Annotated in this window: 18 protein-coding genes, 3 pseudogenes and 1 CRISPR repeat array (1 of these 22 only partly in view); of the genes and pseudogenes, 14 read left to right on the top strand and 7 right to left on the bottom strand. The window is 67.6% G+C overall.

Annotation, left to right across the window (positions count from 1 at the left end):
* Entirely contained in the window at positions 1-918 is a 918-nt protein-coding gene (locus tag BVIR_RS10900) for a branched-chain amino acid ABC transporter permease (RefSeq protein ID WP_055037684.1), read from the bottom strand.
* Between the two features lie 197 nt (positions 919-1,115).
* On the opposite strand from BVIR_RS10900, the gene BVIR_RS10895 reads away from it, so the two are divergent.
* The 9 genes and pseudogenes from BVIR_RS10895 to BVIR_RS10860 form a co-directional block, all read left to right on the top strand.
* Complete coding sequence (locus tag BVIR_RS10895) at positions 1,116-1,685, top strand: flavin reductase (protein ID WP_236823596.1); 570 nt, start codon at positions 1,116-1,118, stop codon at positions 1,683-1,685.
* A gap of 117 nt (positions 1,686-1,802) precedes the next feature.
* Complete coding sequence (locus BVIR_RS16885) at positions 1,803-1,943, top strand: SRPBCC family protein (protein ID WP_156331040.1); 141 nt, start codon at positions 1,803-1,805, stop codon at positions 1,941-1,943.
* 227 nt (positions 1,944-2,170) lie between these two features.
* On the top strand, positions 2,171-2,665 hold the full coding sequence (locus tag BVIR_RS10890) for a (2Fe-2S)-binding protein (RefSeq protein ID WP_055037682.1): 495 nt from the start codon (positions 2,171-2,173) through the stop codon (positions 2,663-2,665).
* A gap of 34 nt (positions 2,666-2,699) precedes the next feature.
* Positions 2,700-5,066 (top strand): xanthine dehydrogenase family protein molybdopterin-binding subunit, encoded by a 2,367-nt coding sequence (locus BVIR_RS10885; RefSeq protein ID WP_055037681.1) that lies wholly within the window; start codon positions 2,700-2,702, stop codon positions 5,064-5,066.
* A gap of 227 nt (positions 5,067-5,293) precedes the next feature.
* A complete protein-coding gene (locus BVIR_RS10880; protein ID WP_055037680.1) occupies positions 5,294-6,118 on the top strand; it encodes an FAD binding domain-containing protein in 825 nt (274 codons plus the stop codon).
* A pseudogene (locus tag BVIR_RS10875) lies at positions 6,115-6,428 on the top strand (AAA family ATPase); the annotation flags it as partial. The gene BVIR_RS10880 and the pseudogene BVIR_RS10875, both read left to right, overlap by 4 nt.
* Before the next feature lie 67 nt (positions 6,429-6,495).
* Positions 6,496-6,819 (top strand): XdhC family protein, encoded by a 324-nt coding sequence (locus BVIR_RS10870; protein ID WP_055038834.1) that lies wholly within the window; start codon positions 6,496-6,498, stop codon positions 6,817-6,819.
* A 166-nt stretch (positions 6,820-6,985) separates the two neighbouring features.
* Positions 6,986-7,717, top strand: coding sequence for an XdhC family protein (locus BVIR_RS10865; protein WP_055037678.1), 732 nt, complete (start codon positions 6,986-6,988; stop codon positions 7,715-7,717).
* A 2-nt stretch (positions 7,718-7,719) separates the two neighbouring features.
* Positions 7,720-8,490: pseudogene (locus BVIR_RS10860) on the top strand (nucleotidyltransferase family protein); the annotation flags it as partial.
* Positions 8,491-8,518: 28 nt separating this feature from the next.
* On the opposite strand, the gene BVIR_RS16465 reads toward BVIR_RS10860, so the two are convergent.
* Together BVIR_RS16465 and bcsS are read right to left on the bottom strand one after the other, a co-directional pair.
* Positions 8,519-8,773, bottom strand: coding sequence for a DUF2256 domain-containing protein (locus BVIR_RS16465; RefSeq protein ID WP_335338117.1), 255 nt, complete (start codon positions 8,771-8,773; stop codon positions 8,519-8,521).
* 473 nt (positions 8,774-9,246) lie between these two features.
* Positions 9,247-9,972: a cellulose biosynthesis protein BcsS gene (gene bcsS / locus BVIR_RS10850; RefSeq protein ID WP_055037675.1), complete on the bottom strand. Its 726-nt coding sequence runs from the start codon at positions 9,970-9,972 to the stop codon at positions 9,247-9,249.
* A gap of 284 nt (positions 9,973-10,256) precedes the next feature.
* Between bcsS and BVIR_RS17345 the strand changes: the two genes are divergently transcribed.
* The 4 genes from BVIR_RS17345 (at position 10,257) to BVIR_RS10830 (ending at position 13,942) form a co-directional block, all read left to right on the top strand.
* A complete protein-coding gene (locus BVIR_RS17345; protein WP_060832986.1) occupies positions 10,257-10,895 on the top strand; it encodes a TetR/AcrR family transcriptional regulator in 639 nt (212 codons plus the stop codon).
* Complete coding sequence (locus BVIR_RS10840) at positions 10,892-11,668, top strand: HlyD family secretion protein (protein ID WP_055037673.1); 777 nt, start codon at positions 10,892-10,894, stop codon at positions 11,666-11,668. The genes BVIR_RS17345 and BVIR_RS10840 overlap by 4 nt, the downstream gene beginning before the upstream one ends.
* The gene (locus BVIR_RS10835; RefSeq protein WP_055037672.1) at positions 11,665-12,618 is read left to right on the top strand and encodes an ABC transporter ATP-binding protein; all 954 of its coding nucleotides are present in this window, start codon (positions 11,665-11,667) and stop codon (positions 12,616-12,618) included. Before BVIR_RS10840 ends, BVIR_RS10835 begins: the two co-directional genes overlap by 4 nt.
* 175 nt (positions 12,619-12,793) lie before the next feature.
* Positions 12,794-13,942: an ABC transporter permease gene (locus BVIR_RS10830; protein WP_055037671.1), complete on the top strand. Its 1,149-nt coding sequence runs from the start codon at positions 12,794-12,796 to the stop codon at positions 13,940-13,942.
* A 191-nt stretch (positions 13,943-14,133) separates the two neighbouring features.
* Here the strand turns inward: BVIR_RS10830 and BVIR_RS17240 are convergent.
* The 4 genes and pseudogenes from BVIR_RS17240 to BVIR_RS10810 all read right to left on the bottom strand — a co-directional run.
* Positions 14,134-14,262 (bottom strand): annotated as a pseudogene (locus BVIR_RS17240) (Fe3+-hydroxamate ABC transporter ATP-binding protein FhuC); the annotation flags it as partial.
* 230 nt (positions 14,263-14,492) lie between these two features.
* Entirely contained in the window at positions 14,493-16,049 is a 1,557-nt protein-coding gene (locus tag BVIR_RS10820) for an efflux transporter outer membrane subunit (RefSeq protein ID WP_082417007.1), read from the bottom strand.
* Positions 16,046-19,207: an efflux RND transporter permease subunit gene (locus BVIR_RS10815; protein WP_055038832.1), complete on the bottom strand. Its 3,162-nt coding sequence runs from the start codon at positions 19,205-19,207 to the stop codon at positions 16,046-16,048. Before BVIR_RS10815 ends, BVIR_RS10820 begins: the two co-directional genes overlap by 4 nt.
* Positions 19,208-19,214: 7 nt before the next feature.
* Positions 19,215-20,477, bottom strand: coding sequence for an efflux RND transporter periplasmic adaptor subunit (locus tag BVIR_RS10810; RefSeq protein ID WP_055037669.1), 1,263 nt, complete (start codon positions 20,475-20,477; stop codon positions 19,215-19,217).
* A gap of 134 nt (positions 20,478-20,611) precedes the next feature.
* On the opposite strand from BVIR_RS10810, the gene BVIR_RS10805 reads away from it, so the two are divergent.
* Positions 20,612-21,316 carry a TetR/AcrR family transcriptional regulator gene (locus BVIR_RS10805; RefSeq protein ID WP_055038831.1) on the top strand — a complete coding sequence of 235 codons (705 nt, stop codon included), beginning with the start codon at positions 20,612-20,614 and terminating at the stop codon, positions 21,314-21,316.
* A 301-nt stretch (positions 21,317-21,617) separates the two neighbouring features.
* A CRISPR array of direct repeats spans positions 21,618-21,865; the repeat unit is 32 nt; unit sequence GTTTCGATCCACGCCCCTGCGCGAGGGGCGAC; it runs 3,024 nt beyond the window's last position.

Raw genomic sequence — 21,865 nt, 5'->3', positions numbered from 1 at the left:
TCACACCTTCTCGACTTCCGGCTTGCCGAGAATGCCTTGCGGCATGAAGATCAGCACGATGGCGAGGATCGAGAATGCCGCGACGTCCTTGTATTCGACCGAGAAATACGCCGACCACATCGTCTCGATCAGGCCGATCAGCAGCCCGCCCAGCACCGCGCCCGGCAGCGAGCCGATGCCGCCCAGCACCGCCGCGGTGAACGCCTTGACGCCGGGCACGAAGCCGTCGGCGAAGCTCACGACGCCGTAGTACATCAGGAACATGGTGCCGGCGACGGCGGCGAGCGCTGCGCCCATCACGAAGGTGAGCGAGATGGTGCGGTCGACATTGACGCCGAGCAGGGCGGCCATCTTGCGGTCCTGCTCGCAGGCACGCTGGGCCCGGCCGAGCGGCGTTTTCTGCACCAGGTACCAAAAGCAGGTCAGGAGCACCGTGGTGACGACGATGATGATGATCTGCTTGTAGGAGATGGTCACCTGATAGCTGCCCTCCTGCATCACCACGATGATGTCGGAGAGCATCGGCGGCACCGGCTTGTTGCGCGGGCCCTGGGTGACCTGGACGAAGTTCATCAGGAAGATCGACATGCCGATTGCCGAGATCAGCGGCGCCAGCCGGAACGAGCCGCGCAGCGGCCGATAGGCCAGGCGCTCGATGGTCCAGCCTACGATCGAGGTGAACAGCATCGAGACCACCAGCACGATCAAGAGCGCCAGCGCCACCGAAGTGACGCCGAGCCAACTGGTCAGGATCAGGAACACGATAAGGGCGATGAACGCCGACACCATGAACACGTCGCCATGGGCGAAGTTCACCATGCCGATGATGCCGAACACCATGGTGTACCCGATGGCGATCAGGCCGTAGATCGAGCCCAGCGTCAGGCCGTTGATGAGCTGTTGAACGAAGACTTCCATCTGGGAGGAATCCTGCACACACCGTGCCAACCGATCGTGTCACCGTTCGGCCGCGACAACATGGCGCTGTCGCGCAATGGGCCCTGGTTTCGTCATAACGCGCCTGATTGCCTACGGCAACGCGACCGTGATGTGTTCAGCCGCCGCCGGGGCCAAAGTCCCCAGGCGCTTGCGGTTTCTGCAACTAAAATAGGCAGATGGCGATCGCGACGGCGGCTGGCCTCTTGCGCGCTGGTCATCCTCGGTGCATGGACATCAGCGTGAATCACGCACCCCACATCATCCCGGTTATCGACCGGCAAGCGTTCCGGGACGGCATGAGCCGGGTTGGAGCCGCTGTCCACATTATTACCACCGCCGGCGTTGCTGGACGGGCAGGCTTCACCGCGACCGCGGTCACTTCGGTCTCGGACGATCCGCCGACCGTCCTGGTCTGCCTCAACCGTACCGGGCGCACCGCCAGCGTGCTGACAGAGAATCAGGTGTTCTGCGTCAACACCCTGGCGGCCGCCCACCAGCCGCTGGCCGACGTGTTCGCCGGGCGCGGCGGCCTCGCCGGCGAGGAACGCTTCGGCCATGGCGAATGGGACAGTCTGGCCACCGGTGCGCCGGCATTGGTCGGAGCGCTGGTCGCATTCGATTGCCGGGTGGTCGATTTCCGGCCGGTGGCCACCCACCAGATCCTGATCGGGCAGGTCGAGGCGGTGCGGCTCGGCCCGTCGCAGCCGGCACTGCTCTATGCCGAGCGCGCCTATCGGCAGCTTTGAGCACCACGATCGTTTGACGCCTCGCCGCCGCCTCGACCGAAGCGATGCCTACTGTCGGGCGCTGCGCACCGGCGCGGCCGATGGCGGCGGCTGGCTCGATCTGCGGCGGCTGGCCGCATGCGCGCCATGCCACGCGACATCACCGGCGCGGTGGTGCTGCCGGCCCAGCCGCATCAGGTATTCCAGGCGCTCAACGACCCCGACGTGCTCAAGGCGTGCGCACCGGTCCAGCCGATGCCGGACGAGGCGGGCGCCTGACCGCCGACGCGGCTCAACCTGGACAATAGGTCGCAGTGCTGGCGCGGCGAGAGGCGGTTCCAGCGGGAGAACGGCGTGGTTTTGCCGCTTGACCCCACACCAACGACCAGTTCAAACTGCAACCAATTCGAAATTGCGCGGAAACGCTTGATTTCGCAATAATCCGCCCGACTGCGAAAACGATGCGGGCGACAGCTTCCGAACAGGAGGCGGCAAGGGAGGACCGGATGGCCACCGTCTCGATGACGGTGAACGGGAAAGCCGTCACCGCTGACATCGACCCGCGCACGCTGTTGGTGCAGTTCCTGCGCGAACAGCTTCGCCTCACCGGCAGCCATGTCGGCTGCGACACCTCGCACTGTGGCGCCTGCGTCGTCCATGTCGATGGCCGTGCGGTCAAGTCGTGCACCATGCTGGCAGCGCAGGCCGACGGTGCCCACGTCCTCACCATCGAGGGGCTCGCCGCCAACGGCGCGCTGCATCCGATGCAGCAGGCGTTTCGCGATCACCACGGCCTGCAGTGCGGCTTCTGCACCCCCGGCATGATCATGTCGGCGATCGACCTGGTGAACCGCCGCGGTCCGAACCTCGACGACAACATCATCCGCGACGAGCTCAAGGGCAATCTGTGCCGCTGTACCGGTTACCATAACGTCGTCAAGGCGGTGGGTGCCGGCGCCCGCGCCATGGCGGCGCAGCGGCAGCAGCGCGCCGCCGAGTGAGCGCGCCGCGGATGACAGATCTCGGGAGGTTCTGATGACCGTCACCAGGATCGGCGAGGCGGTGAAGCGCAAGGAAGACCACCGCTTCATCACCGGCAAGGGCCAGTATACCGACGACATCAACCGGCCCGGCCAGACCTACGCCCATTTCCTGCGCTCGCCGCACGCCCACGCTTTGGTGCGTGGCATCGACGCCACCGCGGCACGCGCGCTGCCCGGCGTCATCGCGGTGTTTACCGGCGCCGACCTCGCCGCTGATAACATTGGCGCGCTGCCGTGCGGCTGGATGATCCATTCCAAGGACGGCTCGCCGATGAAGGCGCCGGGCCACCCCTGCCTCGCCCAGGGCAAGGTGCGCTATGTCGGCGACCCGGTGGCTGTGATCATTGCCGAAACGCTGACCGATGCAAAGGACGCCGCCGCCGCCATCGAGGTCGATTACGAGGTGTTGCCGGCGGTGGTGACGGCCGCCGAGGCGCAGGCGCCCGGCGCGGCGCTGGTGTTCGACGAGGTGCCGCGCAACACCGCGTTCGAGTGGGAGATCGGCAACAAGGAGGCGACCTTGCGCGCCTTCGCCGCCGCCGCGCACGTGACGACGCTCGACATCGTCAACAACCGCCTCGTTCCCAACGCGATGGAGCCGCGCGCGGCCCTCGCCGAATGGGATTCCGGCAACGACGCCTTCACGTTGTGGACCACATCGCAGAACCCGCACGTGGCGCGGCTGGTGCTGTCGGCCTTCGTCGGCATCGCGCCGGAGCACCGCTTGCGCGTCATCGCGCCGGACGTTGGCGGCGGCTTCGGCTCCAAGATTTTCGTCTATCCCGAGGAGACGGTGGCGCTGTGGGCGTCGAAGAGGGTCGGCCGCCCGGTGAAATGGACGTGCGAGCGCATGGAGGCGTTCCAGGCCGATGCGCACGGCCGCGACCACGTCACCCATGCCGAACTCGCCTGCGACGAGCGCGGCCGCATCCTCGGGCTGCGCGTCAAGACGCTGGCCAATGTCGGCGGCTATCTCAGCCTGTTCGCTTCCAGCGTGCCGACCTATCTCTACGCCACGCTGCTGTCGGGCCAGTACGACATCCCGGCGATCTATGCCGAGGTCGACGCGGTCTACACCACCACCACGCCCGTTGACGCCTATCGCGGCGCCGGGCGGCCGGAGGCGACCTTCGTGGTCGAGCGGCTGGTGGAAGTCGCGGCGCGGCAGATGAACATCGATCCCGCGACGTTCAGGAAGCGCAACTTCATCACCAGATTCCCGCACCAGACCCCGGTGATCCTCACGTATGACGTTGGCGGCTATCGCGCCTCGCTGGACAAGGCGATGGAGATGGCCGACGTCAAGGGCTTCGGCAAGCGACGACGCGAGGCGGCCCATCGCGGCAAGCTGCGCGGGCTGGGCTACTCCGCCTATATTGAGGCGTGCGGCATCGCGCCCTCGGCCGCGGTCGGCTCGCTCGGCGCTGGGGTCGGCCTGTGGGAGTCGGCCGAAGTGCGCGTCAACCCGACCGGCACGGTCGAGGTGCTGACCGGCTCGCACAGCCACGGCCAGGGCCACGAGACCACGTTCGCGCAGTTGGTCTCAGCGCGGCTCGGCATTCCGATCGAGCAGGTGGCGGTGATCCACGGCGACACCGACAAGGTGCAGTTCGGCATGGGCACCTACGGCTCGCGGTCGGGCGCGGTCGGCATGTCGGCCTTGGCGAAGGCGCTCGACAAGGTCGAGGCCAAAGCGAAGAAGATCGCCGCTCACCTGATGGAGGCGGCCGAGGCCGATATCGAGTTCAGGGACGGCCGCTTCACCGTCGTCGGCACCGATCGCGGCGTGGCATTCGGCGAGGTGGCGCTGGCGGCCTACGTCGCCCACAAGTTCCCAACCTCGGAAATCGAGCCCGGCCTGAAGGAGGGCGCGTTCTACGACCCCACCAACTTCACCTTTCCCGCCGGCTGCCACATCTGCGAGATCGAAATCGACGAAGACACTGGCCACGCGACCGTGGTGAACTGGACGGCGGTGGACGATATCGGCACCGTCATCAATCCGATGATCGCCGAGGGCCAGATCCATGGTGGCATCGCCCAGGGCATCGGCCAGGCGCTGCTCGAGAACACCCGCTACGATTCCGCCGGCCAACTCATCACCGGCTCGTTCACCGACTACACCATGCCGCGCGCCGACGATCTGCCGGCCTTCACGGTCGGTCTGACCACCACGCCGTGTCCGTCGAACCCGCTCGGCCTCAAGGGCTGCGGCGAGGCCGGCGCCATCGCCGCGCCGGCGGCGGTGATCAACGCCGTTACCGACGCACTTGGCAGCGAAGACGTCGCCATGCCCGCGACATCCGAGGTGATCTGGCGCGCATTGCAGCGGGCGCGGACGGCGGACGCGGCGGAGTGAGCGCGAGGTTGGAACGCCACGCGTGACAGGACATTCCGCGACGGTGACGCGCGCTCCCTCTCCCCCTGCGGGAGAGGGTGGCGAGGATGAGCGAAGCGAGGCCGAGCCGGGCGAGGGGTAACTGCCACGTGCATTGTCACCCCTCACCCGCCCTCGCTGTGCTCGGGCACTCTCTCCCACAAGGGGAGAGGGAAAAGGGCGCGGAGACCATCGACGGGAGACTTGGCATGTACGGCTTCCAGTATCATCGCCCGACCAGCGTGCGGCAGGCCGCGCACCTGCTCCGCAGCGTGCCCGACCCCAAGCTGATCGCCGGCGGCCAGACCTTGCTGCCGACCATGAAGCTGCGGCTGGCGGCGCCTGAGACCATCATCGATCTCGCCAAGGTCGAAGGCCTCACCGGCATTCATCTGGAAGGCCGCTCGCTCACCATCGGCGCCATGACCCGTCACGCCGATGTCGCGGCCTCGGCCATCGTCCGCGGGGCTCTTCCAGCGCTGGCAGGTCTCGCCGGATCGATCGGCGATCCGCATGTTCGCAACCAAGGAACGCTCGGCGGCTCGGTCGCCAACAACGATCCGGCGGCGGATTATCCCGCGGCGGTGCTGGCGTTGGATGCCACCATCGTCACCAACCACCGCCGCATCAACGCCGACACATTCTTCGCCGGTCTGTTCGAGACCGTGCTGGAGCCCGACGAGATCATCACCAAGATCGTGTTCCCGGTGCCTCGCCGGGCCGGCTACGCCAAGTTTTCCAACCCGGCGTCGCGCTATGCCATCGTGGGCGTGTTCGTGGCGCGGTTCTCGACCGGCATCCGTGTCGCCGTCACCGGTGCCGGCGCGTCCGGCGTGTTCCGCCCGGCCGCCATCGAGCAGGCGCTGGCGCGGCGGTTCTCGCCGAAGTCGCTGGACGGCGTGCGTCTTTCATCCGGCAGCCTCAATGACGACATCCACGCCTCGGCAGAGTATCGCGCGCACCTCGTCAATGTGATGGCTCGTCGTGCGGTGGAGGCGGCGCAGGACTCCGGCCAAGACGCCGCGCCGGCGTGAGCGTGCCACTTCCGCTGCCAACCTCGACCGACGCCACGTTGGCGCTGCTTCGCGCCGCCGATTACCTCGCCGACCGGGCGCTGGCGACCGTGCTGTTTCTCGCGCTCAGGCTTGGCCGGCCGCTGTTTTTGGAAGGAGATGCCGGCGTTGGCAACACCGCGTTCGCCAAGGTTCCGGCACGCAAGCTTGGCCGGCGCCTGATCCGCCTGCAATGCTATGAGGGCTCGACGTCTCCAGCGCGGTCTATGAATGGAACGACGCCGCGCAGATGATCGCCATTCGCCTCGGTGAGGCGAGCGGGGCGGCCGACACGCGCGGCTTGCCGGTGTGTTCGATCCCAGACGATGGCTGCAAGCGACCTGATGAAGGCGGGAGAGATGATGCAACCCACCGACGACATCCTGGCCATCGCCGAGCGCTGGCGGGGGGAGGGGCGCGAGGTCGCGCTCGCCACCGTGGTCGAGACCTGGGGTTCGGCGCCGCGCCCGGTCGGCAGCCACCTCGTCGTCGACGGTGCCGGCGCCTTCCTCGGCTCGGTGTCGGGCGGCTGTGTCGAAGGCGAGGTGGTGACGGAGGCGCTCGACGTCATCGCCAGCGGAACGCCGCGGCTGCTTGAATTCGGCGTCACCGATGAGACGGCGTGGCGGGCCGGGCTGTCGTGCGGCGGCCGCATCAAGGTTTATGTCGAGCGGGTGCAGTGATAGCCGTTTCGTAACCCGTAACGTCGCCGCCCGCCTCACCCTTGCCAGCCCGGAGCGCGGTCTCGACGAGCGATGGCCGAATGTGGTGTGTTGGGTCGCTTGAGGGAGTGAGACGCTGGCCTCGCCAACCCGTCGCATGGGGCAGAACAGCAGGTGGTGACCGGCCATGCGACTGAGCCTGCTTGCCGATTTGAATGCCGAGCGCGCCGCTCGCCGGCTAGCAGTGCTGGTCACTGACATCGCCACCGGCGACCAGCGGCTGATCAAAGTGGCGGAGGTTGGCAGCGACCCGCTGGCGCCGCTGTTCGCCGAGGCGCTGGCGGCCGGCGAAAGCAGTCTGGTCGCGGTCGGCGGCCGGCCGCGGCTATTCTTCAATATCGTTATGCCGCCGCCGCGACTGCTCGTCACCGGCGCGGTTCATATTTCCCAGGCCCTGGTGCCGATGGCCCGGCTGCTCGGCTATGACGTCGTCATCATCGATCCGCGCGCGGCGTTCGCCACCGCCGATCGGTTTCCCAACGCCGAACTGGTTGCGGAATGGCCGGATACGGCGCTGGCGCGGCTCGGTCTCGACCGCCGCACCGCGGTGATGGCGCTGACTCACGATCCCAAGATCGACGACCCCTGCCTGATGGCGGCGCTCGCGTCCGGGGTGTTCTATGTCGGCGCGCTCGGCTCGCGGCGAACCCACGCCAAGCGGGTCGAACGCCTGAAGGCGGCAGGCTTCGGCGATGGCGACATCGCCCGCGTCCATGCCCCGATCGGGCTCGACCTCGGCGCACAGTCGCCGGCCGAGATCGCCCTGGCCATCCTGGCCGAGGTCACGGCGACGCTGCGCCGGGCCGGGCGCCGACCTGAGCGCCGCCCAGGCGCGGATGTGGCGGAGCCGGCATCGTGAAGTTGCCGGTGCTTGGCGCGCCGGGCTTTGCCCGCTCACCCAAGGAAAATGGGTTTGACTGGGTGCTGGCGCGACTGGTGGCCGGCCTCAAGGTCACGCGCGCCGACATCATGGGCTTCGGCGTCGGTGGTTTGCTGATGGAGATCGTGACCCGGCCGCAGCCGCGCACCGAGCGGCCGATCCCGGCGCCGCCGCGCGTTGCGGCGGTGGTGCTGGCGGCGGGGCGCTCAACCCGGATGGGCGGGCCGAACAAGCTGCTCGAGAACCTCGGCAGGCGGCCACTGGTGCGCCATGCGGTCGAGGCCGCGCTGGCGTCCCGCGCCGGCCCGGTGGTCGTGGTGGTCGGCCACCAGCGAGACCAGGTGGTGGCGGCGCTTGCGGGGTTGCCGGTAGCGGTGGCCGTGAACGAGGCCCATGCCGAGGGGCTGTCCAGTTCGATCCGGGCCGGCATCGCGGCGGTGCCCGATGCGGCGGAGGCGGCCGTGGTGGTGCTGGCTGACATGCCGGACGTCGACGCCGCCCTGATCAACCGCGTGGTGGCGGCGTTCGATCCCGCCCGCGGTGCGCTGGTGGTGGTGCCGGCCTGTGCGGGCCGTCGCGGCAATCCGGTGTTGTGGGCGCGGCGGTTTTTCGCCGATCTGTGCCGCCTGGAAGGCGATGTCGGCGCCCGCCATCTGATCGCAGCCCACCCGGACAGCGTGGCCGAGGTGGCGGTGGATGGGGAGGGCGCCTTACTCGACGTCGACACGCCGCAGGCACTGGACGCCGCGCGTGCCGCGCGTCAGTCGCCGCGTGGGCGCCTCACCGCAGCCGGAGGGCCACGCCAACACCCCGAGCGCTGACCGGTTCGCACTGCATTCCCACCCGCAATGGCGCCGCGTGGCGGCATTGCTCCGAGCAGAAGTGCGTGTCGTTCCAGACCCGCGCCGATTTCTTGGTCCAGACGAAGGGGCGGTGGCATGCCGCACAGGTCTTCGCTGGTAGTTCGATCTTTTTTCTCATCTCGGTTCTGTCGATTTCCAGCCCCGAACCCAGGTTGGCAGTGTCGAACGACATCGCCATCCCCGGTCGCATAAGCAGGCCTCGAATTTTGGTCCCTGTCGACCTAAACCATCGGATAATGACGTCGTGACCGCCCGTCATCTGGCGTGGTCGACCGTGCCGGGTCAATTGGCCGCCACGGTTAAGCCGGGGCTGATCCAACACGCCAATGTAAAGTATTGCGCAAGTTAGAACCAGTCGCATCAGCGGAAATGCGCTAACCCAAGCACGTACGCGAAATCCAGTTTCAATGCCGTGTTTGCGTTGCTGGCCGCCGGGAAAGCGATTTTGATCCGGCAATATGCCAGCTTTGGCGGCTGCGCGCCCGAACCGCGGTCGCGGGTATCTCGCTGGCGTGGTTAACGAAAGATGACTGGCGATGGCGCGCTGTCGGCGCAAAACTCACATGGGTGGGATATTTCCGACACCGCGGCGGACGATGCCCACGCTCGCGGCACCGCCACGCCATTGTGAACGGGCCCGTCGGTTCAGAACCGTTGCCAAGCCGACAGGTAGCCGTAACAGCCGCGGTCGCCGTCGTTCTTGCGGGCGAGGCCGCCGCCGATTCGCATTTCGAGCGCGCCAAGGGACAGCCCGGCGACGGCGGCGCCCAGCCGCAGCTCGGAGCCGGCCGCGTCGCCGATCGACGCAGCGTCGGCGCCGAGGCACAGCGATCCGATCCGGTGGCAGATGCCGGTGCGAAACGCCCACGATGACCGCGTGGTGGCGACGCCGAGCGACGCGGTGACCTGGACCGCCGGCGAGGGAGTTGCCCACAATTCCGCGCCGAGCGTGGCGCCGAGCCGGGTGCCGCGGTCGCCGGGCGCGGCGCCGGCGACATCGGGGCTGCGGGCGTCGAGGTCGGTGCCGGCGAACACCGCCGCCCGCCAGGTCGGCGCGACCCAGCCGTGCCCGACCGAGAAGGTGGCGAAACGCTTGTCGACGTTGATGTCGGCGGCCGACAGGCTCGGGTGGCCGGTGCGATAGCTGCCGCTGCCGATGACGCCGCGCAGCCGAAGCCCGGATTTGTCGAGCCCATCGGCCGCATATTCGCCGCCGATCCAGCCGGTGGTCGACCGAATGGAGGCGTCGGCGCCGGAAAACAGCAGCCATTGCGGCAGCGGCGCGGACTCCGGCCGGTCGGCGGCCGCCGCCGGCAGGGTTGCTGCCGCGCAGCACAGCATCCCGGCGGCGATCACCCGGCGCCGACCCATGCGCCCTCTCCGAACACGCTCCAACCCGTCGGCGCGACCATGACGGGTAACTCGCCACGATATTTACTGTAACGGGTGCCGGGGCGGGCGCCAGCCTTGGCCGCGTTCGGCGGTCGCGTTCCACAGAACAGTTGCTTCACAGGTGCTCAGGGGCAGTCCGGATTGAATATGACTGACTGGTCAGTCATTATTTATCGATGGCAGAACATTCGGATCGAGTTGCTCGCCCGCGGCCGGCGCCCAAAGCCGGGCGGCCGGCGGGCCGCACCGCGACGGTGGCGCCGATGGCGAATCCCGCCGCTCCCGGCGGCGCCAGGCGCCCAGCCGGGCGCGCCGAACGAAGTGCGGCGCGGCGGGCCGACATCCTCGCTGCGGCGTTGGAGGAATTCGCCGCCTGCGGCTTCGCGGCGGCGCGGCTGGACGACGTCGCCCGCCGCGCCGGCGTGGCCAAGGGCACCATCTATCTCTATTTCCAGGATAAACAGGCCCTGTTCGAGGAGCTGGTCCGCGCCATGCTGGTGCCGCACATTGCCGCGGTCGAGGCGCTGCCGGCGGAGGGGCCGGTGCGGCCGGTGGTCGAGGCGTTCCTCGCTCACATCGTGCATGACGTGCTGTCGACCCGCCTCGCCGACGTTATTCGGCTGGTGATCGCGGAGGGACCGCGCTTTCCGGCGCTCGCCGAGTTCTATTACCGCGAGGTGGTGAGCCGTGCGCTCGCCGTGCTCGACCGGCTGCTGGCGCGGGGCGTCGCCTCTGGCGAGATCGGCAACCCGGCGCTGGTGCACTTCCCGCAGTTGGTGGTGGCGCCGGTGCTGATGGGGCTGATCTGGGGCGGGATGTTCCAGCGGTTCGCGCCGCTCGACGTCGCGGCGCTGATGCGCGCCCACCTCGACATCCTGTTCGCCTCGGGGAGGGCGGCATGAGCCGTATCGCTGCCGTCGTGGTGTGTGCGCTGCTCGCCGGCTGCGGTAACGCCGACGTAACCTATCAGGGCTGGGTCGAGGCCGACATGATCTTTGTCGGGCCGGACGAGTCCGGGCGGGTCGAGACGCTGGCGGTCGAGGAGGGCGGAATCGTCAGCGTCGGCGCCGAGTTGTTCGGGATCGACACCGATCTGCAGCGGTCCGACCTCGCCTCTGCCGAGGCCCAGCAGCTCAACGCAAAGAGCGCGTTCGCCCGCGCCGAGGAATTGCTCAAGACCCGCACCGGCACCCAGCGGACCTTCGACGAGGCGCAGGCCTTGATGCGCGACGCGGCGGCGCGGGTCGATGCCGCGCGCACCCGCCTCGCCCGCCGCAAGGTGGCAAGCCCGGTCGGGGGCACGGTGCAGCAGGTCTATTTCCGCCCTGGCGAGGTGGTCGGCGCCGGCCGCCCGGTGGTGGCGCTGCTGCCGCCCGCCAATCTCAAGATCCGCTTCTTCCTGCCGCAGGGCCGGCTGCCGCTTATCGCGCTCGGCGATAAGGTGACGGTGGCGTGCGACGGCTGTGCGCCGGGCCTTTCGGCCAAGGTCAGCTTCATCTCGCGCCAGGCCGAGTTCACGCCGCCGGTGATCTACTCCCTGGAGGAGCGCGCCAAGCTGGTGTTCATGGTCGAGGCAAAGCCGGACGATCCCGCCGCGTTCCGGGTCGGCCAGCCGGTGCAGGTGCGCACGCCGGAGCCGCCCGCCGCGGCGCCGAGCCCGGCGAGGGCGCGATGACCGGGCAGGCCGCTGACGCCGATATCGCCATCGCGGTCGAGGGCCTGACCAAGGCGTTCGACGGCCACGTCGTGGTGCGCGATCTGTCGATGACGGTGAAGCGCGGCACCATCTACGGTTTTCTCGGCCCCAACGGCTCCGGCAAGACCACCACCATCCGCATGCTGTGCGGGCTGCTGACGCCGGATGCCGGCCGCGGCACCTGCCTTGGCTACGACATCCTGACCGAGGCCGACAAGATCAAGCGGCACGTCGGCTACATGACGCAGCGCTTCAGCCTCTACCAGGACCTGTCGGTGCGCGAGAACCTGGAGTTCGTGGCGCGGCTCTACGGCCTCGCCGATCCGCGCGGGGCGGCGGCCAGCATGATCAAGCGGCTGGGCTTGGAAGGGCGCGGCGAGCAGCTCGCCGGCTCGCTGTCTGGCGGCTGGAAGCAGCGCCTCGCGCTCGGCGCCTGCACGCTGCCCGAGCCGCAACTGCTGTTGCTCGACGAGCCGACCGCCGGCGTCGACCCCAAGGCGCGGCGCGAGTTCTGGAACGAGATCCATCAGCTCGCCGCCGAGGGCCTCACCGTGCTGGTCTCCACCCACTACATGGACGAGGCCGAGCGCTGCCACGAGATCGCCTACATCGCCTATGGCGACCTGCTGGTGCACGGCACCGTCGATGAGGTGATCGGAAAATCGGGCCTGACCACTTTCACCGTCAGCAGCCGAGCCGGTACCGGCAATCTGACGCAGCTCGACCGGACGCTGGCGGCGACGCCCGGCGTCGACATGGTGGCGCCGTTCGGCACCAGCCTGCACGTCTGCGGCCGCGACCGCGCGGCGCTGGAGGCGGCGATCGCGCCGCTCCGTGCCGACCCGGCCTTGGTGTGGGAGCCGTCCGAGCCGACGCTGGAGGATGTCTTCATCGATCTGATGACGCGCTCGAAGGACAATTTTCAATGAGCCTGTGCCTCTTGTCATCCCGGGCAAGCGGCGGACTGCCGAGCATCCGCCGCGCGACCCGGGATCGCATAGCAAGCAAGCACGATCCTGCCGACGATCCCGGGTCCTCGCTGCGCTCGGCCCGGGATGACGAGGCATTGAGGATTATCGTTGTTGGCGTGACGGACACTGTCCAATGACCTCGACCAACACCTCGGACCGGCGTCGCGGCGGCTTCCTGCGCCGGGTGTTCGCCATGGTGGTGAAGGAGCTGCTGCAGCTGCGCCGCGACCGCATCACGCTCGCCACCATGGTGTCGATCCCGCTGCTGCAGCTGGTGCTGTTCGGCTACGCCATCAACACCACGCCGCGCTTTCTGCCGACCGCGGTGCTGATGCAGGAATCGAGCGATGTCGGGCGCTCGATCATCGCGGCGCTGCAGACCACGCGCTATTTCAAGGTCACCCGCATCCTCTCCGACGAGGTCGAGTTCGACCGCGTGCTGGCGTCGGGCGAGGTGCTGTTTGCGGTCGAGATTCCGGCCGGGTTCGAGCGGGCGCTGCGCCGCGGCGAAACCCCGGCGCTGCTGGTCTCGGCCGATGCCACCGATCCCGTCGCCTCCGGCTCCGCGCTCGGCGTGCTCGACAAGCTGGTGACCACGGCGCTGGCCCACAGCCGCGCGGTGCCGGAGGTCTCGGCGCCGGCGTTCGAGTTTCGCCAGCATCGCCGCTACAACCCCGCCGGGCTCACCCAGCTCAACATCGTGCCGGGGCTGCTCGGCACCATCCTCACCATGACCATGCTGATCTTCACCGCGCTGTCGGTGACGCGGGAGACCGAGCGCGGCACCATGGAAAGCCTGCTGTCGCTGCCGATCTCGCCGCTGGAAATCATGCTGGGCAAGATCCTGCCCTATATCCTGATCGGCGCGTTCCAGGCCGGCCTGATCCTCACCGCCGGCGTGGCGCTGTTCGACGTGCCGATCCTCGGCAATCTGGCGCTGCTGGCGGCGCTGACCACGCTGTTCATCGCCACCAACCTCGCCATCGGCTACACCTTCTCCACCATCGCCCAGAATCAGCTTCAGGCGATGCAGATGACGATGATGTTCTTCCTGCCCAACATCCTGATGAGCGGCTTCATGTTCCCGTTCGCGGGGATGCCGCTTTGGGCGCAATGGATCGGCGAGGCGCTGCCGCTCACCCACTTCATCCGCATCGTGCGGGCGCTGATCCTGAAGGGCGCCACCTTCGCCGACCTTCAGTTGGAGGCGGCCGCGCTCGGCGGCCTGATGCTGGTGGCCATGACGATTGCGGTCACCCGCTTCCGGCGCACGCTGGATTGAGGGGGCCGCGCGTATCGCGCTTCGCGCGGGGTGATGGCGTCGAGGTCTCGATGCGCTAGGGGCGATGGCCGCATCGCCCCTAGCTGCGCGGCATCGCTCGCGCTGCCGTTGCCGGAAACGTCGCGGATCATGGGTTCGGAGTCTCAGCTTCGCTTCGCCCGGAACGACCGACGGTTTCATGTTCGGTGGATCGGAATGTCCTGCGCCACCAGCCTGCCAGAATGCAGCGCGGTGATTTTGTCGCAGAAGCGTGCCGCCATGTTGATGTCGTGAAGCACGAGAATGACGCCGATGTTCTTCTCGCGGAACAGCTCTCGGATTCCGTTGCCGGTGCCGCCCTCGGACCCTTTGCCATGCGGGGTGAATGATGCCGAACGCGATAGCGCGTTCGGGGCTGTTGCGGCGAAATGCCGAGCCGTTGGCGACATGCGGTCGAGTGCATGCAGATCGCGGACGGCGCAAACGCTGCCGGCGACCATCGCACTAGCGTCAGCCGAAACGGCGCGTATCCGCCGGCTCGGCGGCTTTCCTTCTTTCGAGCCGCTTCGTTTCAGTTCTGATTGGCGACCGGGTTGGACCGGGTGCCCGACACGGCGAGATGCGGGCCGGTGTTGGTATCGATCACCTCCGGCTTCGACGCGTCGATCGTGCCGCTCCAGCCACCGCCGAGCGCCTTGTTGAGCGCGATGTAATCGGTGGTGATGGCGACCTGGCTGGCGATGAGCGAATCTTCCGCCGAATAGAGCGAGCGCTCCGCTTCGAGCAGGTTGAGGAAGCTCTGCGAGCCGGATTGGTAGAGCGAGCGGCCGAGAGTGGCCGCTTCGCGATATTGCATTACGGAGCTGGCGAGCTTGCCGCTCTTGATGCGTTCCTGCGCCAGGGAGACGATGGCGTTCTCGACATCTTCGAGCGCGGTCAGCACCGACGACCGATAGGCGAGAAAATACTGGTCGCGCTGCGCCTCCGCGACCTCGACGGCCGCCTTGAGCTGCCCGCCGTTGAAGATCGGGACCGTCACCGTCGGGCCGAACGACCAGCTGATCGACGAGCTTTTCCCGAGGTCGCCGACCCCGGTGCCGGAGGTGGCGATGCTCCCGGTCAGGCCGACGCTCGGATAGCGCGCCGCTTCGGCCTGGCCGACCTTGGCGGTGTATTGCGCATATTGCCGCTCGGCGAGGCGCACGTCCGGACGGGTCAGCAGGATGCCGGCCGGGATGCCGGTGGGAACCGGAAGCCTGGGCCGCGGGATGGCCGCCTGTTTGCGGAGGCGATTGGTCAGTGCGGCGGGCGGCCGGCCGGTGAGGATGGAAAGCCGGTGCACCGCCTGGGCATAGGAGGCTTCGCGGTCGGGAATGTTGGCTTCGGTGCTGGCGGCCTGTCCGGCCGCATTGGCGACATCGACGGCCGACGAGGCGCCCGCCTCGAACTTGCGGCGGGTGAGGGCCGCGGTCTCCTGCTGCGAGGTCGCGGTGCGCTGGGCCAGGGCGATGCGGGCCTGATAGCCGCGCGCCTCGACATAGTTGGAGGCGACGTCGCCGATCAGGGTGAGCAGCGTCGAACGCAGCTCCTCCTCGGCGGCATCCATGCCGTAGCGCGCCGCCTCGATGGCTCGCCGGTTGGCGCCGAACAGATCGATTTCCCAGCTTGCATCGAGCCCGGCTTGGAACTGGTTGGCAGTGGTGCCCGATCCGGCGGAGGACGACGCACTCGTGCTGCGCGAGGCCGATTCGGAATTCGTGACGGTCGGAAACAGCGCGCCGACGGCTTGGCGGTGACTGGCGCGTGCCTCGCGGATCCTCGCCTTCGAGGTCGCGACGTCGAGATTGCCCGCCACGGCCTGCTGGATCAGGTCGTTCAGCAACGGATCGTTCAGCCGCCGCCACCATTCGGCGAGTTCGGGTGGCTTCGGCGGCGCGGCCCGCTTGGTGGCTCCCCATGTCGCGGGAAGGGCGAGCGAGGGCTTTTGATAGTCGGGCCCGACCACGCAGCCGGCGAGAGCGATGCTCGCCAACAGAACGGCGAGGCGCTTGAGGGCGGCGCGCCGGCGGCGGTGGCCCTTGTTGCCGTCGGGCTTGGCGAGGGTGTTCCTGCTCCGTGACGCGCTCATTGGCCGGCTCCGGCCGGGCTGGTCGAGACCGGCTCCGGCTGCTGGTCCGACCCGCCCTGCCTTGGCTTTCCCTTGAAGACGCGGCGCACCGCGACGAACAGCAACGGCACGAAGAAGATCCCAAGCACGGTCGCGGCGATCATGCCGCCCATGACGCCGATACCGATGGCGTTTTGCGCGCCCGAGCCCGCGCCGCTGGCGATGGCGAGCGGGGTGACGCCGAGGATGAAGGCGAACGACGTCATCAGGATCGGCCGCAGCCGCTGCTTGGCCGCGTCCAGCGTGGCCTCGACCACGCTCAGGCCGCCCGCCTGCCGCTCGAGCGCAAATTCCACGATAAGGATGGCGTTCTTGGCGGCAAGGCCGATGGTCGTCAGCAGACCGACCTTGAAATAGACATCGTTGGTTTGCCCGAACAGCACTGCGGCCGACAGCGCGCCGAACACTCCGACCGGCACCGACAGCATGACGGCCAAGGGGATCGACCAGCTTTCATAAAGGGCGACCAGGCAAAGGAAGACGACGAGCACCGAGATCGCGTAAAGCGCGGCCGCCTGATTGCCCGACAGCCGCTCCTGATAGGACAGCCCGGTCCATTCATGGGCATAACCGGCGGGCAGTTGCGCGACGAGCGTGTCGACCTCGGTCATGGCGGCGCCGGAACTCACGCCCGCGGCGGCTTCGCCCTGGATCTGGACGGCGGCGGCGCCGTTGTAGCGTTCGAGGCGCGGCGAGCCATAGGTCCAATGGCTGGAGGCGAAGGACGAGAACGGCACCATCGTGCCGGCGGAGTTGCGAACCTGCCACTTGCCGAGATCTTCCGGCTGCATGCGGAAATCGGCATCCGACTGGAGATAGACCGGCTTGATGCGACCGCGATCGATGAAGTCATTGACGTAGTCGCTGCCCCAGGCGGTCGACAGCGTGGTGTTGATGTCGGCCAGGCTGACGCCGAGCGCGCTCGCCTTCTCCTGGTCGATATCGATCGCGAATTGCGGCGAGTCCTCTTGTCCGTTGGGACGGGTGTTGGCGAGCAGCTTGCTCTTGGCGGAAAGGCCCAGCAGCAGGTTGCGGGTCTCGATCAGCTTGGCATGGCCGGCGCCATTGACGTCCTGCAGGTAGAAATCGAAGCCGTTGGAGTTCCCCATGCCCTGGATGGCCGGCGGCGCCAGCGCGAACACCCGTCCGTCCCGGATCTTCGAGAACGCCGCCATCGCACGTCGCGCAACGGCGTTCGCGGACAGATCGGCCGATTTCCGCTGCTCGAAGTCCTTGAGCCGCACGAACGCGATGCCGACATTCTGGCCCTGGCCGCCGAAGCCGAACCCGACCACGGTCATGACGCCCTCGACGGCATCTTTTTCGTTGTTGAGATAATGGTCGGTGACCTGCTTCAGCACCCGCTCGGTGCGGTCCTGCGTGGCGCCGACCGGCAGTTGCGCGCTGGTGATGAGGATACCCTGGTCTTCCTGTGGCAAGAACGAGCTCGGCAGGCGCAGGAACATCACGCCCATCGCGACGACGATGAGGAGGAAGACGACGAGAAAGCGCCTGCTGCGATGGATGACGGCGCTGGCGCCGCGTCGATAGCCAAGGGCGGTGCGGTCGAAGGCGCGATTGAACCAGCCGAACGGGCCCTTCGTTGCCGCGTGGTCCTTGCCTGGCTTCAGAATCGTCGCGCAGAGCGCGGGCGTGAGGATCAGCGCGACCACGACGGACAGGATCATCGCCGAGACGATCGTCACCGAAAACTGCCGATAGATGACGCCGACCGAGCCGCCGAAGAACGCCATCGGGACGAACACCGCCGACAGGACGGTGGCGATGCCGATCAGCGCGCCGGTGATCTCGCGCATCGACTTGCGCGTCGCCTCCTTCGGCGACAGGCCTTCCTCCTGCATGACGCGCTCGACATTCTCGACGACGACGATGGCGTCGTCGACGAGCAGGCCGATGGCGAGCACCATGGCGAACATGGTCAGCGTGTTGATCGAATAGCCGAACAGCGCGAGCACGCCGAACGTGCCGAGCAGGACGACGGGTACCGCGAGTGTCGGGATCAGCGTCGCGCGGATGTTCTGGAGGAACACCAGCATGACGACGAAGACGAGGACGATCGCTTCCGCCAGGGTCTTGACGACCTCTTCGATCGACAACCGAACGAAGGGCGTCGTGTCATAGGGGTAGACGACCTTCACGCCCTGCGGAAACGTGCCTTCCAGCCGCGCGATCGTGTTCTGCACCGCTTCAGCCGTGCTGATGGCGTTCGCACCGGTCGCCAGATTGACGGCGAGGCCGGCTGCCGGCATGCCGTTGTAGCTCGACGTGTTGGTATAGCTCTCGGCGCCCAGTTCGACGCGCGCCACGTCATTGAGACGCACGAGCGAACCGTCGGTCGTGCTCTTGAGGATGATGTTGCGGAACTGCTCGGGCGTCTGCAGCCGGCTCCGCGCGGTGACTGTTGCGTTGAGTTGCTGGCCGTTGCGGGCAGGCTGCGCGCCGAGCTGCCCGGCCGAGACCTGCGTGTTCTGCGCTTCGATCGCCGTGGCGATGTCGCTCGGCATCAGCGCGTATTTGGCGAGCTTGTCGGGATCGAGCCAGATGCGCATGGCATAGCTCGACCCGAAAATCTGCGTGTTGCCGACGCCGGCGACCCGCTTCAGCGTATCGTTGAGCGTGCTGTCGACATAATCGGCCAGGTCCGTCGCGTTCAGCTTGCCATCGGTCGATACGAACCCGATGACCATCAGGAAGCTGTCGGAGGACTTGGTTACGGTGATGCCCGTGCTCTGCACGATCTGGGGAAGCTGCGAGGTGACGAGCTGCAGCTTGTTCTGCACCTGCATCTGCGCCACGTCCGAGTTGGCCGCGCTGGTGAAGGTGAGCGTCAGCGACGACGACCCGGTCGAGGTCGAAGTCGCGGTCATATAGTCGAGATTGTCGATGCCGGTCATGCCCTGCTCGATGACCTTGGTCACCGAATTCTCGACGGTCTCGGCATCGGCGCCGGCGTAGGTGGCGTTGATGCGCACGGTGGTCGGCGCGATCTGCGGATATTGCGAGATCGACAGCGAGTTCAGGGCCAGAAGCCCGCCCAGCATGATTACGATGGCGATGACCCAGGCGAAGTTGGGCCGGTTGATGAAGAACTCCGACATGGCCGCCTCAGTCCTTCGCCGCGGCGGCAGGCCCGTCAGCGGACGGGCCATTCGCGCTGTTGCGGGCCGTCCTCATGTGTTCATGCGCGGGAATGGAGCCCTGCCTGCGTTCGCGCACTTCGCCGGTGGTCTCGTCGATGATGGCCTCGACGGCATCGGCGGCCTGGCCCGGACGCACGAGTTGCGAGCCTTCGACGATGATGCGGTCGTTATCGGCGACCCCGCCGCTGGTGAGCCAGCTGTTGCCGACACTCTGGCCGATGGTGAGGACACGTTCCTCGACCTTGCCGTCGCCATTGACGAAGAGCGCGGTCGGCTCGCCCTTGGTGTTGCGGGAGACGGCCCGCTGCGGCACCAGGAAGCTGTTGTCGGCCACCCCTTCCTCGATCAGGGCGCGCACATACATGCCGGGCAGCAGCAGCCGGTCGGGGTTGGGAAACTCGGCCCTGACCGAATAGGTGCCGGTCGTCTCGCTGACGGACGACTCGGCGAATTCGAGCTTGCCGGCAAGCGGGTAGATCGTGCCGTTCTCGAGCTTCAGCTTGACGCTGATATTCGCGCCCGAGATCTTGATGCGGCCGGCCGCGATCGCCTGGCGCAGATTGAGCAGGTTGGTGCTCGATTGGGTGACGTCCACGTTGATCGGGTCGATCTTGCGGATCGTCGTCAGCGCGGTCTCCTGGCTTGCCGTCACCAGGGCGCCGGGCGTCAAGGTCGATTTGTCCACCCGCCCGGAGATCGGCGCCCGGATCGTGGTGTAATCGAGATTGATCCGGGCGGTCTCGACCGTCGCCTTGGCCGAGGCGACGTCGGCCCGCGCTTGCGCGAGCGAGGCGACGGCATCGTCCAGATCCTGCTTGCTGACGGCGTTCTGCTTGATCAGGCCCTGGTAGCGCTCGACCTTTGCCTGGGCGCTCGGCACGGCGGCCTGCGCCTTCTGCAGGGCGGCCAAGGCGCTGTCGCTGGCGGCCTGATAGCTCGCCGGGTCGATCCGATACAGCGCGTCGCCTTCCTTGACCTCGCCACCCTCCTGGAACAGCCGCGTTTGGATGATGCCGCCGACCTGGGGGCGTACTTCGGCGACGAGCGAAGCGGTGGTGCGTCCCGGCAGCTCCGCAGTAATGGTGACGGATTGCGGATGCAGCGTCACCACGCTCACCTGCGGCCGTCTCGCCGCGGCCCCGCTCGGCCCGGAGCCGTCCTGGCTGTCGCAAGCGGACAGCATGCAAGCCAGGGCCAGGCCGATTGCGGGTCTGGCTCCGGCGGTCATCCAGCGCGGTACTCTCGGCAAAAGCAGGTGGCGAAGGCGGGTACAGGCGGTATAGGGGGGCACGAAAGACACATGGCCTCGCATTTACAGAACGTGGCCGTACCTATATTCAAGAGACCATGTCGGAGTCAATCGTGAAACACCGCGGCGAGGCCGCCGCCGGGCATCCCGGCGGCCAAGGGGAGCGGTGTGCCTCGGCGGCCGGCCCGACTGCGCAACAGCGCGGCCGCGGACGGCCGAAGCGGATGTCGGATGCGGAGCAGGCCGTGGCGATCGCCCGTCAGGCGCGCGATCTGTTTGTGGAAAAAGGGTATGCCCGCACGACGATGGAGGACATCGTCGCGCGCTGCCGCATCTCCAAGAGCACGCTCTACCGGCTGTTTCCCAACAAGACGGAGGTCTTCGGCGCGGTGGTCGACGACCACCGCCAGGACATGCTCGCCTTGCCGGGCGAGTATGACGACCTGGCAATCGACGAGGCGCTGGCCCGGATATTCCGGATCGAGATCGACGACGAGGCCGATCGCGAGCGGATGGCTCTGATCCGCTTCGTTGTCGTCGAGGCGCGGGAGTTCCCCGAACTGCGCGCGCTGCTGCGGGAGCGCGGCGGTGAACGATCGCGCGAGGACCTCGCCAGATGGCTGGAGATGCAGAGGATGCGCGGCCGTATCGATGTGGCCGATGCCAATGTCGCAGCCAAGGCCCTCATGGACCTGATGTTCGGGGCGGTGGCCTTGAAACTTCAAGGCTGCGATCCTGAGTGGCCGGACCGCCAGGAGCGCATCCGCTATCTTCGCAGCTGCATCGGCTTGTTCACGCGCGGAATTCTGCCTCGGTGAAGCAATCCGCTCGCCGGATGAAATCGTCCCGGTGTGGCCGACCACGGTGGCGGCGTCCCGGTGACCGCGCGCCTTGACCAGCAGGACACAGAAGCCGCTCTCGGTCTTGAGGAAGGCGGCGCCATCATGAAACCGTTTGTCGCGAACGGTTGAGAACGCGCTTCGCTGGACATGTTTCGATCCACGCCCCTGCGCGAGGGCGACACGAGCGCCCGCCAGGTGGCGGGCGGCTTCCTGTTTCGATCCACGCCCCTGGCGAGGGGCGACAGGTTCGGGCGGTCGCGGCCCGTGACGGGCTGTCGTTTCGATCCACGCCCCTGCGCGAGGGGCGACGCTCGATCACCCGAGGCGCCGGAGCGCGTGAGGTGTTTCGATCCACGCCCCTGCGCGAGGGGCGACGGTATCGTCGAGGATCCCAAGGCCGTCCGCGACCGGTTTCGATCCACGCCCCTGCGCGAGGGGCGACCGCTTGCTGTTCTTGACCCCCAAATCTCTCTCTAGGGTTTCGATCCACGCCCCTGCGCGAGGGGCGACCAAGCACCCCAGCTG

Origin of the sequence: Blastochloris viridis (assembly GCF_001402875.1) — a bacterium.
Taxonomy (GTDB): Bacteria; Pseudomonadota; Alphaproteobacteria; order Rhizobiales; family Xanthobacteraceae; genus Blastochloris; species Blastochloris viridis.
The sequence above is the reverse complement of the archived record's forward strand: the minus strand, read 5'-3'. Positions and strand labels throughout refer to the sequence as shown.

Bases quoted from the DNA above. Each gene is read 5' to 3' on its own strand.
- BVIR_RS17345 (WP_060832986.1), top strand. From the start codon at position 10,257: ATGGCGAATCCCGCCGCTCCCGGCGGCGCCAGGCGCCCAGCCGGGCGC.
- BVIR_RS10830 (WP_055037671.1), top strand. From the start codon at position 12,794: ATGACCTCGACCAACACCTCGGACCGGCGTCGCGGCGGCTTCCTGCGC.
- BVIR_RS10835 (WP_055037672.1), top strand. From the start codon at position 11,665: ATGACCGGGCAGGCCGCTGACGCCGATATCGCCATCGCGGTCGAGGGC.
- BVIR_RS10815 (WP_055038832.1), bottom strand. From the start codon at position 19,207: ATGTCGGAGTTCTTCATCAACCGGCCCAACTTCGCCTGGGTCATCGCC.
- BVIR_RS10890 (WP_055037682.1), top strand. From the start codon at position 2,171: ATGGCCACCGTCTCGATGACGGTGAACGGGAAAGCCGTCACCGCTGAC.
- BVIR_RS16885 (WP_156331040.1), top strand. From the start codon at position 1,803: ATGCGCGCCATGCCACGCGACATCACCGGCGCGGTGGTGCTGCCGGCC.
- BVIR_RS10840 (WP_055037673.1), top strand. From the start codon at position 10,892: ATGAGCCGTATCGCTGCCGTCGTGGTGTGTGCGCTGCTCGCCGGCTGC.
- BVIR_RS10810 (WP_055037669.1), bottom strand. From the start codon at position 20,477: ATGACCGCCGGAGCCAGACCCGCAATCGGCCTGGCCCTGGCTTGCATG.
- BVIR_RS10885 (WP_055037681.1), top strand. From the start codon at position 2,700: ATGACCGTCACCAGGATCGGCGAGGCGGTGAAGCGCAAGGAAGACCAC.
- BVIR_RS16465 (WP_335338117.1), bottom strand. From the start codon at position 8,773: ATGTCGTTCGACACTGCCAACCTGGGTTCGGGGCTGGAAATCGACAGA.
- BVIR_RS10820 (WP_082417007.1), bottom strand. From the start codon at position 16,049: ATGAGCGCGTCACGGAGCAGGAACACCCTCGCCAAGCCCGACGGCAAC.
- BVIR_RS10880 (WP_055037680.1), top strand. From the start codon at position 5,294: ATGTACGGCTTCCAGTATCATCGCCCGACCAGCGTGCGGCAGGCCGCG.
- BVIR_RS10895 (WP_236823596.1), top strand. From the start codon at position 1,116: ATGGCGATCGCGACGGCGGCTGGCCTCTTGCGCGCTGGTCATCCTCGG.
- bcsS (WP_055037675.1), bottom strand. From the start codon at position 9,972: ATGGGTCGGCGCCGGGTGATCGCCGCCGGGATGCTGTGCTGCGCGGCA.
- BVIR_RS10870 (WP_055038834.1), top strand. From the start codon at position 6,496: ATGATGCAACCCACCGACGACATCCTGGCCATCGCCGAGCGCTGGCGG.
- BVIR_RS10865 (WP_055037678.1), top strand. From the start codon at position 6,986: ATGCGACTGAGCCTGCTTGCCGATTTGAATGCCGAGCGCGCCGCTCGC.
- BVIR_RS10900 (WP_055037684.1), bottom strand. From the start codon at position 918: ATGGAAGTCTTCGTTCAACAGCTCATCAACGGCCTGACGCTGGGCTCG.